Raw genomic sequence first — 15385 nt, forward strand, 5'->3', positions numbered from 1 at the left:
AAGGAAGAACCGTGACCCTTATCTACGGCCACCGCGGCGCCAAGGGCGAAGCACCGGAAAACACCCTGAGCAGTTTCCAGGAATGTCTCAAGCACGGCGTACGCCGCTGCGAACTGGACCTGCACCTGTCCAAGGACGGCGAGTTGATGGTCATCCACGACCCGACCCTCAAGCGCACCACCGACCGGCGTGGCAAGGTGGTCGAGCACACTGCCGCCGACCTGGTGACCTACGACGCGCGCAAGGGCGGCCCGGGCTGGATCAAGCCGTGCCCGATTCCGACGCTGGAAGAACTGTTCGAAAAATGTGATTTCGAGCACTGGCAGCTGGAAGTCAAAAGCGCTTCGCGCACCCGCGCCGCGACCACCGTACTGGCGATCCGTGAAATGGCGGTCAGGCACGGGCTGCTCGACAAGGTGACGATCACCTCGAGTTCGCGGGAAGTATTGAAGGCTGCACTGGATCTGGTGCCGGACGTATCGCGCGGCCTGGTGGCCGAATACGCCTGGCTCGACCCGCTGAAGGTCGCGCAAAGTTATGGTTGCGAGATTCTGGCGTTGAACTGGACGCTGTGTACGCCGGAACGCCTGCAAAAGGCGCAGCGTCAGGGGCTGCATGTGTCGGTGTGGACCGTCAACGAGCCTGCGCTGATGCGCAGACTCGCCGACTTCGGCGTTGACAGCCTGATTACAGACTTTCCCGGTTTGGCCACTGCCACCCTCGGGAATTGCTGAAATCGGTCTCCCCGGCCGGCTCAGGCCACCGGCCGGAGCCCGTCAAAAAAGCCGGTTGAGGCCGTCGTACGCCGCTACCCGATAGGCTTCGGCCATGGTCGGGTAGTTGAACGTCGTGTTGACGAAGTACTTCAGGGTGTTCAGTTCGCCCGGCTGGTTCATGATCGCCTGACCGATGTGCACGATCTCCGACGCTTGATAACCGAAGCAGTGAACGCCCAGCACTTCGAGGGTTTCACGGTGGAACAGGATCTTCAGCATGCCCTGCGGCTCGCCGGCGATCTGTGCCCGCGCCATGCTCTTGAAGAACGCCTTGCCCACTTCGTACGGCACTTTGGCCTGGGTCAGTTCCTGCTCGTTCTTGCCGATCGAGCTGATCTCCGGAATGGTGTAGATGCCGGTCGGCACGTCATTCACGAAACGCCAGCTGCCATTGTCGACGATGCTGCCAGCGGCCGAACGGCCCTGGTCGTGGGCGGCACTGGCCAGGCTCGGCCAGCCGATCACGTCACCGGCGCCATAGATGTTCTGCACGCAGGTGCGGTAGTTCTCGTCGACTTCGATCTGACCACGGCTGTTGACCTTGACCCCGATGTTTTCCAGACCCAACTGATCGGTGTTGCCGGTACGGCCGTTGCACCAGAGCAAGGCGTCGGCCTTGATCTTCTTGCCGGACTTCAGGTGCAGGATCACGCCGTTGTCCACGCCTTCGACGCGGTCATACTCTTCGTTGTGACGCACGGTGATGTTGTTGTTGCTGAAGTGGTAGCTCAACGCCTGGGAGATTTCCGAGTCGAGGAAGCTCAGCAACTGGCCGCGGTTGTCCACCAGTTCGACCAGCACACCCAGACCACTGAAGATCGAAGCGTATTCACAGCCGATCACGCCGGCACCGTAAACGATCAGTTTGCGCGGGGTGTGGCCGAGGCTGAGGATGGTGTCGCTATCGTAGATACGCGGGTGGTGGAAATCGATGTCCGCCGGGCGATAAGGACGCGAACCGGTGGCAATGATGATGTGCTTGGCCACCAGCTTCTCGACCACGCCATTGGCGCAGACCACTTCGATGGTTTGCTCGTCGGCGAAGCTGCCGGTGCCGAAAAACACGTCGACGCGGTTACGGGCGTAGTAGCCGGTACGCGAAGCGACTTGCTTGGAGATGACTTTTTCGGCGCTTTTCAACACGTCCGGGAAGGAGAACCAGCGCGGCTCGCCGATCGCACGGAACATCGGATTGGTGTTGAACTGCATGATCTGCCGCACCGAGTGACGCAGGGCCTTGGACGGGATGGTGCCCAGGTGGGTGCAGTTGCCGCCGACCTGACGACGGCTGTCGACCATCGCCACCTTGCGCCCTGCTTTGGCGGCGTTCATTGCCGCGCCTTCTCCCGCCGGGCCGGAACCCAGCACCACCACGTCGTAGTTGTAGACAGCCATGCGTACTCCTCAGAACAGGCCGCGGTGCCAGCAGCACCGGCGGCTAAATCACGCCGAACAACGGCGCGAAGGAACAATTGGGGGCCAGTAGAAAACCCGGACACAGTCTATAGAAGCGTCAACGCCGCGCACATTAACCCTTGGTCGCGTCGTAGGCTACTTTTGCCTGCACTACAACGCCAGCTTTCGTACTGTTCCGGGTCAATTTTTTGCGCCACTGAGGCGTTCGAACGCCGGACTGGTGCGGGTGACGAAACCTGTATCGGCACGAATCACAAAGAATGCACCAATGTCGTGTTTTTCGGCATAGTCCCAAGCCCTTTCAGGCCCGAGAATCAGCAACAGCGTCGATAGTCCATCGGCCATCAGCGCTGAAGGATGAATTACCGTGACCGACGCCAGATCGTGTAGGACCGGAGCACCGGTCCGGGCATCGAAGGTGTGGGAATAGCGCCGGCCATCCTGCTGAAAATAGTTGCGGTAGTCACCCGAGGTGGAGAGACCGTAGCCATCGACATTAATGACACGCTCTGCCACCTGCTGATCGTCGCGCGGCTCTTCCAGTGCAACACGCCATGGCGAACCGTCGGGTTTCTTGCCGGACGCCTTGAGCTCGCCGGTGGCTTCCGCAAGATAGTCATGAATGCCCAGCGCCTCGAGCCGCGCGGCAATGGTGTCGACCGCGTAACCGGCGGCGATGCTGTCGAAGTCCACCTCGACCGCCGCGTCCTTGCACAACCGGTCGCCATCGATGCGCAGGTGCTGATGACCGACTCTCTGCCGAACTTCGGCCAGCGCCGCCGCATCCGGGACTTTTTCTTCACGCCCCTGCGGGCCGAAACCCCATAGGTTCATCAGCGGCTCAACCGTGAGGTCGTAGGAACCTTCGCTCTGCCGTGACAGCTGCTCGCCCACGCGGATCAATTCAAGGACCGGCGCGGGCATGACCTGACAGCGATCAGCCGGCAATGCGTTGAAGCGCGAGATGTCGGAGTCTGCGCGGTAAGTCGACATCTGCCGATCGACGTCCGCGAGGATTTTTTCCACCTCGACACGAACCTCCTGCGGGGCAGGCAGATTGGCGTGGCGCACATACTTGATCGAATAGGTGCTGCCCATGGTCGGGCCGCCGAAAGTCTCGAGAGAATCGCCGCTGCCGCAGCCGGACAAAACCCCGATCATCAGCACGAGAATCCCCCACCGTCCAGTTAACAATTCTTCATCTCCCCGCAAAACCGCGCCGGCCATTATGGGCTACGAGCGCAACGCTTTCTTACAAGATTTAGAGCGAGTACCTACCCATGTCTTCCACGACCGGCAAAGGCAAGGCGATTTTTCGCGTTGTCAGCGGCAACTTTCTCGAGATGTTCGACTTCATGGTCTACGGCTTCTACGCCACGGCCATTGCCAAGACCTTCTTCCCTACCGACAGCGCTTTCGCTTCTCTGATGCTTTCCCTGGCCACCTTCGGCGCCGGCTTCCTGATGCGTCCGTTGGGTGCGATTTTTCTCGGCGCTTACATCGACCGTCACGGCCGACGCCAGGGCCTGATCATCACATTGGCCCTGATGGCGGCCGGCACCGTGCTGATTGCCTGCGTGCCGGGCTACGCCACCCTTGGGGTTGCCGCGCCGCTGATCGTGCTGTTCGGTCGATTGCTGCAAGGCTTCTCGGCCGGCGTGGAACTGGGCGGTGTGTCGGTGTACCTGGCGGAAATCGCCACGCCCGGCCGAAAGGGCTTTTTCGTCAGTTGGCAGTCCGCCAGCCAGCAAGCCGCCGTGGTATTCGCCGGCCTGCTCGGTGTCGGCCTCAACCACTGGCTGAGCCCGGAACAGATGGGCGAATGGGGCTGGCGCGTGCCGTTCCTGATCGGCTGCATGATCGTCCCGGTGATTTTCGTCATCCGCCGCTCGCTGGAGGAAACCCCGGAGTTCCAGGCGCGCAAACATCGCCCTACCCTGCAGGAAATTGTCCGCTCGATCGGTCAGAACTTTGGCATCGTCATCGCAGGCATGGCGCTGGTGGTCATGACGACGGTGTCGTTCTACCTGATCACCGCCTACACGCCGACGTTCGGCAAGGCGGAATTGCACCTGTCGGACTTCGATGCATTGCTGGTGACCGTGTGCATCGGTCTGTCGAACTTCTTCTGGCTGCCGGTGATGGGCGCAGTTTCTGACAAGGTCGGGCGTAAACCCCTTCTGTTGGCGGCGACGACTCTGGCGATCCTGACCGCTTACCCGGCGTTGTCGTGGCTGGTGGCGAACCCGAGCTTCAGCCATCTGCTGATCGTCGAGTTGTGGCTGTCGTTCCTGTACGGCTCGTACAACGGGGCAATGGTGGTGGCGCTCACCGAGATCATGCCGGTAGAAGTTCGTACAACCGGTTTCTCGTTGGCTTACAGCCTGGCGACCGCAACCTTCGGTGGCTTTACGCCGGCGGCCTGCACTTATCTGATCCATGTGCTGGATAACAAGGCGGCACCGGGGATCTGGCTCAGTGGCGCTGCGGTACTGGGCTTGATCGCCACGCTGGTGCTGTTCCGTGGCAACAAGCACGAATTGCGCACGGCACAAGCCGCCACCCCCCGCTAAGGCAAATCGCGCACAAACAAAAACGCCCCGACCAAAGTCGGGGCGTTTTCATTTGCAGCTAAGGCTTAGCGCGGGAACGCTGGCGGGTTTACACCGGCCATGTCTTCCATCACGCGGATCACCTGGCAGCTGTAACCGAACTCGTTGTCGTACCAGACGTACAGAACAACGCGGTTGTCCTGAACGATGGTCGCTTCAGCGTCGACCACACCGGCGTGGCGCGAGCCCACGAAGTCGGTCGAAACCACTTCCTGCGAATTCACGAAGTCGATTTGCTTGTGCAGATCGGAGTGCAGCGCCATGTAGCGCAGGTACTCGTTCATCTCTTCACGGGAGGCAGCTTTCTCAAGGTTCAGGTTGAGAATGGCCATCGACACGTTCGGCGTCGGAACACGGATCGCGTTACCGGTCAGCTTGCCGGCCAGCTCAGGCAGGGCCTTGGCAGCAGCGGTGGCAGCACCGGTCTCGGTGATCACCATGTTCAGCGCGGCGCTACGGCCACGGCGATCGCCCTTGTGGAAGTTGTCGATCAGGTTCTGGTCGTTGGTGTACGAGTGAACAGTTTCGACGTGACCGTTGATGATGCCGAACTTGTCATTCACAGCTTTCAGCACCGGCACGATGGCGTTGGTGGTGCAGGAAGCGGCGGACACGATCTTGTCGTCAGCAGTGATTTCGTTGTGGTTGATACCGTGAACGATGTTCTTCAGCTTGCCCTTGCCAGGCGCGGTCAGAACAACGCGGTCGATACCCGGGCACTGCAAGTGCTGACCCAGGCCATCGGCATCACGCCATACACCGGTGTTGTCCACCAGCAGCGCATCTTTGATGCCGTACTGGGTGTAATCCACTTCGGTAGGGTTCTTCGCGTAGATAACCTGGATCAGGTTGCCGTTGGCGGTGATGGTGTTGTTTTCTTCGTCGATGGTGATGGTGCCGTTGAACGAACCGTGTACCGAATCGCGACGCAGCAGGCTGGCGCGTTTGGTCAGGTCGTTTTCGGCGCCTTTGCGCACCACGATGGCACGCAGACGCAGACCGTCGCCGCCACCGGTTTTCTCGATCAGGATACGCGCCAGCAGACGGCCGATACGACCGAAGCCGTACAGCACAACGTCGGTGCCTTTGCGTGCCGAAGCGTTTTGCTGGCCAACCACGTCAGCCATTTCTTCGCGAACGAACTGCTCGGCGGTGCGGCCGTTGCCTTCGTTGCGGAATTTGTACGCCAGCTTGCCCAGATCTACCGAGGCCGCGCCGAGCTTGAGCTCGCTCATGGCCTTGAGCAGTGGGAATGTTTCGTGGACGGAGAGTTCGCTGTCGTCGGCAGAACGGTGGCGAGCAAAGCGGTGAGCTTTGAGAATCGCGATGACAGACTGGTTGATCAGGCTGCGGCCATAGATCGAGCTCACCACGTTGTTGTTGCGGTAGAGCTGACCGATAAGCGGAATCATCGCTTCTGCGAGTGCTTCACGGTCGATCCATTCACCAAGACACTGGTCGGGCTTCTGAGTCACGGTAACCTTCCACATGTAGGGGCAGAAAAAAGGGGCTACATTATGCCGCCGAGAACCTCTTGTAGCAATGCGCGCTTGTCGCGCAATCGGTAACAAAAATCCGTCCAAAAAAATAACGCTCCTCGCCAGCCCAGTAAAACCGGGGCTTCCAGCGCAGCCATTTTTTCGACGACTGTTAGACGATGTCTGTAACCCTCCGTAACACCACCAACATTTGGCACTACATAACCGTAAAAAAAGCGCTGGTTTTTATGGTTACCACTACATTTTTCCCAAACAGCGCAGATAGACGCATCCTGCAACTGACAGGCGGCACCGGACGCCGCTACAATTACCGACTTTGTCGCAACGCCTGGAGCTCAACCTTCCGTGCCTGTTCTGCGTCTACCGCTTCTCCCTGCCGCGGCAGGTAAACAGCACTGGGGCAACCTCCCCGGTGCCGCCCTGAGCCTGGCGATTGCCGAGGCTGCCAGCGCTGCCAAGCGCTTCACGCTGCTTTTGACCGCCGACAGCCAGAGTGCCGAACGGCTGGAGCAGGAGCTGAGCTTCTTCGCCCCGGATTTGCCGGTGCTGCATTTCCCCGACTGGGAAACCCTGCCCTACGACCTGTTCTCGCCGCACCAGGACATCATCTCCCAGCGCATCGCCAGCCTTTATAGACTGCCGGAGCTGGAACATGGCGTGCTGGTGGTGCCGATCACCACCGCCCTGCACCGTCTGGCGCCGACCAAATTCCTGCTCGGCAGCAGCCTGGTGCTGGACGTCGGACAGAAACTCGATGTCGAGCAAATGCGCTTACGTCTCGAAGCCAGCGGCTATCGCTACGTCGACACGGTCTACGAGCACGGCGAGTTCACGGTGCGCGGCGCGCTGATCGACCTGTTCCCGATGGGCAGCAAACTGCCGTATCGCATCGACCTGTTCGACGACGAAATCGAAACCCTGCGTACCTTCGATCCGGAAAACCAGCGCTCCATCGACAAGGTCGATTCGGTCAAGTTGCTGCCTGCCAAGGAATTCCCGCTGCAGAAAGACGCGGTCACCCGCTTCAAGGCGCGCTTTCGCGAGCGTTTCGACGTCGACTTCCGTCGCTGCCCGATCTTCCAGGACCTGAGCAGCGGCATTACGCCGGCCGGTATCGAGTACTACCTGCCGCTGTTCTTCGAAGAAACCTCGACCCTGTTCGATTACCTGCCGCAGGACACGCAAGTGTTCTCGCTGCCGGGCATCGAGCAGGCGGCGGAAAACTTCTGGAACGATGTACGCAACCGTTATGAAGAGCGCCGCGTCGATCCATCCCGCCCTCTATTGCCTCCGGCCGAACTGTTCCTGCCAGTGGAAGACTGCTTCGCCCGTCTGAAGAGCTGGCCGCGCGTGGTCGCCAGTCAACAGGACGTGGAAACCGGCGCCGGTCGCGAGCGCTTCCCGGCGCAGGCCTTGCCGAACCTGGCGATCGAAGCCAAGGCTACCCAGCCGCTGGCCGCGCTCTCGGCATTTCTCGACGAATTCCCCGGTCGCGTGCTGTTCACCGCCGAATCCGCGGGCCGTCGCGAAGTGCTGCTGGAGTTGCTGGATCGCCTGAAGCTGCGACCGAAAACCGTCGACAGCTGGCCGGACTTTGTCACGAGCAAGGATCGCCTGGCGATCACCATCGCCCCGCTCGACGAAGGCCTGGTGCTGGATGATCCGGCGCTGGCACTGGTTGCGGAGAGCCCACTGTTCGGCCAGCGCGTGATGCAACGCCGCCGTCGCGAAAAACGCGCAGACGCCAACAACGATGCAGTGATCAAGAACCTCACCGAACTGCGCGAAGGCGCTCCAGTGGTGCACATCGACCACGGCGTCGGTCGTTATCTTGGCCTGACGATTCTGGAAATCGACAATCAGGCCGCCGAATTCCTGACTCTCGAATACGCCGAGAACGCCAAGCTTTACGTGCCAGTGGCCAACCTGCATTTGATCGCCCGTTACACCGGCAGCGACGATGCACTGGCCCCGCTGCACCGCCTCGGCTCCGAGACCTGGCAGAAAGCCAAGCGCAAGGCCGCCGAACAAGTGCGCGACGTGGCTGCCGAATTGCTCGATATCTATGCCCGCCGCGCCGCCCGCGAAGGTTATGCGTTTGCCGATCCGAAGGCCGATTACGCGACCTTCAGCGCCGGTTTCCCGTTCGAAGAGACTCCGGACCAGCAATCCACCATCGAAGCCGTGCGCGAAGACATGCTCGCGCCGAAGCCGATGGACCGACTGGTCTGCGGCGACGTGGGTTTCGGCAAGACCGAAGTGGCCATGCGCGCCGCGTTCATCGCCGTGCACGGTGGCAAGCAGGTGGCGATTCTGGTGCCGACCACCCTGCTCGCCCAGCAGCATTACAACAGCTTCCGCGACCGCTTCGCCGACTGGCCGGTGACCGTGGAAGTGATGAGCCGTTTCAAGTCGGCCAAGGAAGTGAACGCTGCGGTGGCCGAGCTGGCTGAAGGCAATATCGACATCGTCATCGGCACTCACAAGTTGCTGCAGGACGACGTCAAAATCAAAAACCTCGGGCTGGTGATCATCGACGAAGAACACCGTTTCGGTGTCCGTCAGAAGGAACAGCTCAAGGCCCTGCGCAGCGAAGTCGACATCCTTACGCTGACCGCCACGCCGATTCCGCGCACGCTGAACATGGCGGTGTCGGGCATGCGCGACCTGTCGATCATCGCCACGCCGCCGGCACGACGCCTGTCGGTGCGCACTTTCGTCATGGAGCAGAACAAGAGCACGGTCAAAGAGGCCTTGCTGCGCGAGCTGCTGCGCGGTGGGCAGGTTTATTACCTGCACAACGACGTTAAGACCATCGAGAAGTGCGCCGCCGATCTGGCCGAACTGGTGCCGGAAGCGCGAATCGGCATCGGCCACGGGCAGATGCGCGAACGCGAACTCGAACAGGTGATGAGCGACTTCTACCACAAGCGCTTCAACGTGCTGATCGCCTCGACCATCATCGAGACCGGCATCGACGTGCCGAGCGCCAACACCATCATCATCGAGCGCGCCGACAAGTTCGGTCTGGCGCAACTGCACCAACTGCGCGGTCGCGTTGGCCGCAGTCACCACCAGGCTTACGCCTACCTGCTGACCCCACCACGTCAGCAGATCACCGGCGATGCGGAAAAGCGTCTGGAGGCAATTGCCAATACTCAGGATCTGGGTGCGGGCTTCGTGCTGGCCACCAACGACCTGGAAATCCGTGGCGCCGGCGAACTGCTGGGCGACGGTCAGAGCGGTCAGATTCAAGCTGTCGGCTTCACGCTGTACATGGAAATGCTCGAGCGCGCAGTGAAGTCGATCCGCAAGGGCGAGCAGCCGAACCTCGATCAACCGCTCGGCGGTGGCCCGGAAGTGAATCTGCGGGTGCCGGCGCTGATTCCGGAAGATTATCTCCCGGATGTGCACGCACGCCTGATCCTGTACAAGCGCATCGCTTCGGCCACCGACGAGGAAGGCCTGAAAGATCTGCAAGTCGAGATGATCGACCGCTTCGGTCTGCTGCCGGAGCCGACCAAGAATCTGGTGCGCATCACGGCGCTGAAATTGCAGGCCGAGCAGCTGGGCATCAAGAAAGTCGATGGCGGCCCGCAAGGTGGGCGCATCGAGTTCGCGGCGCAGACGCCGGTCGACCCGATGACCCTGATCAAACTGATCCAGAGCCAGCCAAAACGCTACAAATTCGAAGGCGCCACGATGTTCAAGTTCCAGGTGCCGATGGAGCGCCCGGAAGAGCGCTTTAATACTGTGGAGGCGCTGTTCGAGCGCCTCATCCCGAAAACTGCTTGAAGGACGCCGCATGCGCCTGTTTCGCTCATTGACCTTGATACTGACTCTGGTAGCACCGACGGCGTTTGCCGATGACCTGTATCAGGTCGAAATGATTCTGGTACGCCAGAACGCCGTGCCGGCGATTGTCAGCCGCGCTGCACCGGAAGACTGGGCGGCGGGCGCCCAACGCCTGGGCGATGACAGCAAGCGCACCCCGGCGCTGAACGATGTTGTGACCAAACTCACCGCCAGCGGCGAGTACAGCGTGCTGATGCACAAAGCCTGGCAGCAGACCCTGGGCGAGACGCCCGCCAAAGTTGCGGTCAGCGATGGTCAGGAGCAGTTCGGCCAGTTCCCGATCGAAGGCACCATCGAAATGAAGCTCGGACGCTTTACCGACGTGAACGCCGACTTCTGGGTCAACCAGATCGACGCCAACGGCATGGTCACCGCCAGCGAGCGCCTGAAACAGGACAGCCACACCAAGAACGGCCAACTCAACTACCTCGACAACGGCCACCTGGCCTTGCTGATCAAGATCACTTCACTGACGGCGCCCGCGCCTCGGGAAGCGCCTGAAGTCGTTCCGGACTGATCGAAGTCCTTATGCCCCCGCCACTGAGTAAACCGCTGGCCTCCTCCTGGGTCAGCCGATTCAAGGAACAAAGTCTGGAGCGTGGCCGCCGCTACGCGCTGGAAAACCGGGTGCGGATCGTGCAGGTCGGCGATGCGACCATTACCGCCAGCTGCGAAGGCTCTGGCGGTAACGTTTACCGTCAGACGATTCACCTGCGCGAGTCGGCCAAAGGCACGCTGCTGATGGTCGACGCCACCTGCACCTGTCCGGTTCACAGCAACTGCAAACATTGCGCGGCGGTATTGCTGCAAGTGCAGGAAACCCTCGAATACCCCGCCGCTGCCAAAGACGCCGAACTGCTGGAAAAACTCCAGGCTGTGCTGGAAAACCGCAGCCCGAAGGCGCCGCCGCAAGTGCTGGTGGACAACGTGCAACCGGTGCCGCGGCTATGGCTGGCGAGTGTCGAGTTCAGCGCGTTCGAACCGCGCAACGGCAAGATGCAGCGTTATATCCAGCATCGCGCGGCGCTGTCCTTCAGTTACCTCGACGAATACGTCAGCGGCCAGAAGAACAGCGACATTCTGATTCGCCAGGAAGCCCAGACCCTGCGGGTCAAACGCCACCCGGACATCGAACAGAGCTACCGCGAGCAACTGCGAATTCTCGGTTTTCGCATCGCCACCCGGCAGAGCAAGGCCCTGCCGGAAAGCGCCGGCGAACTCTACGAGATGGTCAACGACAGCGCCTGGCTGACATTCACTCTCAACGATCTGCCGAAGCTGCGCACCCAGGGCTGGGAGCTGTTGGTCGACGATGAGTTCGGTTTCGATCTGACCGCCGTCGACGACTGGTACGCCACCGTCGAGCAGGCGCCGGAACGCGACTGGTTCGATCTGGAGCTTGGGATCATCGTCAACGGCGAGCGCCTGAGCCTGCTGCCGATCCTGCTCAACCTGATGCGTTCGCACACGGAAATTCTCAACCCGGAACGCCTCGCCCGCCGTCGCGACGATGAACTGATTCTGGTGAACATCCCGCAACGCAACAGCGAGCACGGGCCGTTACAAGTTGCCCTGCCCCTCGGCCGGCTGAAGCCGGTACTCGCGACCCTCGGCGAGTTCTATTTGCAGGAGCCGGGTGAAACCACCTTGCGCCTGAGCAAGGCCGACGCCACGCGCCTGAATTCGCTGGAAGGCATTCCCCTGCTCTGGGAGGGTGGCGAGCAGATTCGCAGCTTCGCCCAGCGCTTGCGCGACATCCGCGATTACAGCGCCAAAGCACCGAAGGGACTGAATGCGACGCTGCGGCCTTATCAGCTCGAAGGCTTGAGCTGGATGCAGTCGCTGCGGCAACTTGAGGTCGGCGGGATTCTCGCGGACGACATGGGCCTGGGCAAAACCCTACAGACACTGGCGCATATTCTCAGCGAAAAGAACTCCGGGCGTCTGGATCGGCCGTGCATGGTGGTGATGCCTACCAGCCTGATTCCCAACTGGCTGGACGAAGCGGCGCACTTCACGCCGCAGCTCAAGGTTGTCGCCCTGTACGGTGCCAGCCGCAAAAAGCATTTCGAGCATCTGGCCGATTTCGACCTGATCCTCACAACCTATGCGTTGCTGCCCAAAGATGTCGAGCGTCTGGCTCAGCAGCCGCTGCATGTATTGGTGCTGGATGAAGCGCAGTACATCAAGAACCCGAACAGCAAAGCCGCCCAGGCTGCCCGTGAACTCAATGCTCGTCAGCGCCTGTGCCTGAGCGGTACGCCGTTGGAAAATCACCTGGGCGAACTGTGGTCATTGTTTCACTTCCTGCTGCCCGGCTGGCTTGGCGACGTCAAAAGCTTCAATGCCGATTACCGCGTGCCGATTGAAAAGCGCGCGAGCGAAGTCAGACTTCAGCACCTCAACGGTCGGATCAAACCGTTCCTGCTGCGCCGCACCAAGGAACAGGTTGCGACCGAGCTGCCGCCGAAAACCGAGATCATCCACTGGGTCGAACTCAACGAAGCTCAGCGCGACGTATACGAAACCATGCGCCTGGCCATGGACAAGAAGGTTCGCGACGAGATCACCCGCAAAGGTGTGGCACGCAGTCAGATCATCATTCTCGAAGCACTGCTCAAGCTGCGGCAGGTCTGCTGCGATTTACGCCTGGTCAACGACGCCACCCTGCCCGCTCGCGGCAGCACCTCGGGCAAGCTCGACAGCCTGATGGAAATGCTTGAGGAATTGTTTGAGGAAGGTCGGCGGATTCTGCTGTTCTCGCAGTTCACTTCGATGCTGTCACTGATCGAGGACGAGCTGAAAAAACGCAATGTTGCCTATGCGCTGCTGACGGGACAGACCCGTGATCGGCGTACACCAGTGAAGGAATTCCAGAGCGGCAAGCGTCAGATCTTTCTGATCAGCCTGAAGGCTGGCGGCGTAGGTCTGAACCTGACGGAAGCCGACACGGTGATTCACTACGATCCGTGGTGGAACCCGGCGACCGAGAATCAGGCAACCGACCGTGCTTATCGCATTGGTCAGGAAAAGCCAGTGTTCGTCTACAAGATGATTGCCCGGGGCACGGTCGAGGAGAAGATTCAGCACTTGCAGAAGGAAAAATCCGACCTGGCGGCCGGCGTGCTGGATGGGCGCAAGGCCGGGGACTGGAAGCTGCAGAGTGACGATATCGAGGCGCTGTTTGCGCCCTTGCCGGACAAGTTTGAAAAACGCTGAGTCTTTGTCGGCTGTCAGATCGATTCGCGGGCAAGCCCGCTCCCACAGGTTTAGCGTGACCTCTGTGGGAGCGGACTTGCCCGCGAAAGGCTCGACTCGGTTCCGAGCAAGACTCAGCCCCTGAGTACGCGCGCCAACGTCGACTTCACCTTGCCCATGCCGTCATGTAACGCCTGCTCGATCTCGGCCATGGTGATTACTTCAGTAGTCTTGCCCGCCGCCGGGTTCACCACCAGTGAGAGACAGGCGTAATCCAGATCAAGCTCACGGGCCAGCGCCGCTTCCGGCATGCCGGTCATGCCGACGATGTCGCAGCCGTCACGCTCCAGACGCACGATCTCGGCCACGGTTTCCAGGCGCGGGCCCTGGGTGCAGGCGTAAACGCCCTGATCGCTGTACTCGCAACCTTCGGCGGCCAAGGCAGCAATCAGTTGCTGACGCAGCGGCTCGCTGTAGGGAAAGCTGAAGTCGATGTGTGTGACATGTTCCAGATCATCCGCGAAATAGGTGTGGTCGCGACCACTGGTGTAGTCCACGATCTGATGCGGCACGCAGAAATGTCCGGTGCCCATTGCAGGATGAATCCCGCCCACGGCGTTGATCGCGATGATCGCTTCGGCCCCTGCCTGCTTCAACGCCCACAGGTTGGCGCGGTAGTTGACCTTGTGCGGCGGGAAGCGATGCGGATGACCGTGACGAGCGAGGAACAGCACTTCCTTGCCGGCGTATTCGCCAATCTGGACCTCGGCCGATGGCGCGCCATAAGGCGTATCCACCGCCAGCGACTGACGAATGCTCAGGCCTTCCAGCTGGGTCAGGCCAGTGCCGCCGATGATTGCGTAAACCGTCATAGCGAAAAAATCCTTAATCGATCAGTTGAGCGTCTTTGAGCGCGCCGACAGCGGTCAGCCAGCGCGGATCCTGACGGTATTCGGTGTTGGCGAACGCCTGACCGCGCATGCGTGCGATGCGCGGCGACGGCTTGACCTTCATGCGCTGCGCGGCGCTCAGGGCCAGCTCGGCGGCCGCGCGGTCGTTGCACACCAGGCCCATGTCGCAACCGGCACTGAGTGCAGCTTCGATACGACTGGCGGCGTCGCCAACCACATGTGCGCCGGCCATCGACAGGTCATCGCTGAAGATAACGCCGTCGAACTGCAGCTCGCCGCGCAGGATGTCCTGCAACCAGCGCCGGGAGAAACCGGCGGGCTGTGAGTCGACTTGCGGATAAATCACGTGAGCCGGCATGACGGCGGCCAGTTGCTTGCTCAGTTTGGCGAACGGTACCAGATCATTGGCGCGGATCTCTTCGAGGCTGCGCTCGTCGTTGGGAATTGCGACGTGGGAATCGGCTTCCGCCCAGCCATGGCCGGGGAAATGCTTGCCGGTGGCGGCCATGCCGGCGCTGTTCATGCCTTTGATGAAAGCACCGGCGAGTAGCGCGGCGCGCTCCGGGTCACCTTCAAACGAGCGGGTGCCGACGACGGCGCTGCGCTGGTAATCCAGATCCAGCACCGGCGCGAAGCTCAGGTCGAGGCCGACCGCCAGCACTTCGGTGGCCATGATCCAGCCGCATTGTTCGGCCAGGTATTCGGCGTGCGGGTTGTCGGCAATGGCGCGCATGGCTGGCAAACGGACGAAGCCCTGACGCAGACGCTGAACGCGACCGCCTTCCTGATCCACCGCCAACAGCAAGTCCGGACGAATCGCACGGATCGCCGCGCTCAGTTCGCGCACCTGGCGTGGGTGCTCGATATTGCGGGCAAAGATGATCAGGCCGCCCACTTCGGGCTGGCGCAACAATTGGCGATCTTCGGCCGTCAGCCAGGTACCGGCGACGTCCACCATCAACGAGCCTTGCAGGCCAGCAGTCATAGAGATTCCTTGAAAACGAAAAACCCGTCGCCCACGAAATCACCACCTGCGGCATTTCCCGGCGGGTCGGTGATTTCAATGAGAAACGGGTTCAGAACGAGAGTCGACATGGGCGGCTAGCTTAGCGGATGTC

General features: G+C 60.9%; 10 protein-coding genes. 5 read left to right on the forward strand and 5 right to left on the reverse strand.

Annotated features, from left to right (window positions below):
- The first annotated feature begins 11 nt into the window (after nucleotides 1-11).
- Entirely contained in the window at nucleotides 12-734 is a 723-nt protein-coding gene (locus QR290_RS20195; RefSeq protein ID WP_007953017.1) for a glycerophosphodiester phosphodiesterase, read from the forward strand.
- A 42-nt stretch (nucleotides 735-776) separates the two neighbouring features.
- Here the strand turns inward: QR290_RS20195 and sthA are convergent, their stop codons facing one another.
- Nucleotides 777-2171 carry a Si-specific NAD(P)(+) transhydrogenase gene (gene sthA, locus QR290_RS20200; RefSeq protein WP_007953019.1) on the reverse strand — a complete coding sequence of 465 codons (1395 nt, stop codon included), beginning with the start codon at nucleotides 2169-2171 and terminating at the stop codon, nucleotides 777-779.
- A 201-nt stretch (nucleotides 2172-2372) separates the two neighbouring features.
- Nucleotides 2373-3419 carry an FAD:protein FMN transferase gene (locus tag QR290_RS20205; RefSeq protein WP_289203460.1) on the reverse strand — a complete coding sequence of 349 codons (1047 nt, stop codon included), beginning with the start codon at nucleotides 3417-3419 and terminating at the stop codon, nucleotides 2373-2375.
- A 53-nt stretch (nucleotides 3420-3472) separates the two neighbouring features.
- Here QR290_RS20205 and QR290_RS20210 point away from each other — a divergent pair, with 53 nt between their 5' ends.
- A complete protein-coding gene (locus QR290_RS20210) occupies nucleotides 3473-4765 on the forward strand; it encodes an MFS transporter (protein ID WP_289203461.1) in 1293 nt (430 codons plus the stop codon).
- Nucleotides 4766-4830: 65 nt separating this feature from the next.
- Here the strand turns inward: QR290_RS20210 and QR290_RS20215 are convergent, their stop codons facing one another.
- The gene (locus tag QR290_RS20215; protein WP_007953026.1) at nucleotides 4831-6294 is read right to left on the reverse strand and encodes a glyceraldehyde-3-phosphate dehydrogenase; all 1464 of its coding nucleotides are present in this window, start codon (nucleotides 6292-6294) and stop codon (nucleotides 4831-4833) included.
- Nucleotides 6295-6648: 354 nt separating this feature from the next.
- On the opposite strand from QR290_RS20215, the gene mfd reads away from it, so the two are divergent.
- The 3 genes from mfd to QR290_RS20230 are packed head-to-tail and all read left to right on the forward strand — an operon-like array spanning nucleotide 6649 to nucleotide 13377.
- Nucleotides 6649-10098 carry a transcription-repair coupling factor gene (gene mfd / locus QR290_RS20220; RefSeq protein ID WP_289203462.1) on the forward strand — a complete coding sequence of 1150 codons (3450 nt, stop codon included), beginning with the start codon at nucleotides 6649-6651 and terminating at the stop codon, nucleotides 10096-10098.
- A gap of 10 nt (nucleotides 10099-10108) precedes the next feature.
- The gene (locus QR290_RS20225) at nucleotides 10109-10675 is read left to right on the forward strand and encodes a CsiV family protein (RefSeq protein ID WP_289203463.1); all 567 of its coding nucleotides are present in this window, start codon (nucleotides 10109-10111) and stop codon (nucleotides 10673-10675) included.
- Between the two features lie 11 nt (nucleotides 10676-10686).
- A complete protein-coding gene (locus QR290_RS20230) occupies nucleotides 10687-13377 on the forward strand; it encodes a DEAD/DEAH box helicase (protein ID WP_115078653.1) in 2691 nt (896 codons plus the stop codon).
- Between the two features lie 113 nt (nucleotides 13378-13490).
- Here QR290_RS20230 and QR290_RS20235 read toward each other — a convergent pair whose 3' ends face one another.
- Nucleotides 13491-14228, reverse strand: a complete 738-nt coding sequence (locus QR290_RS20235; RefSeq protein WP_289203464.1) for an S-methyl-5'-thioinosine phosphorylase — start codon at nucleotides 14226-14228, stop codon at nucleotides 13491-13493.
- 13 nt (nucleotides 14229-14241) lie between these two features.
- Entirely contained in the window at nucleotides 14242-15252 is a 1011-nt protein-coding gene (gene nagZ / locus QR290_RS20240; RefSeq protein ID WP_289203465.1) for a beta-N-acetylhexosaminidase, read from the reverse strand.
- Between the last annotated feature and the right edge of the window lie 133 nt (nucleotides 15253-15385).

Origin of the sequence: Pseudomonas fluorescens, from assembly GCF_030344995.1 — a bacterium.
GTDB classification, from domain to species: Bacteria; Pseudomonadota; Gammaproteobacteria; order Pseudomonadales; family Pseudomonadaceae; genus Aquipseudomonas; species Aquipseudomonas fluorescens_BF.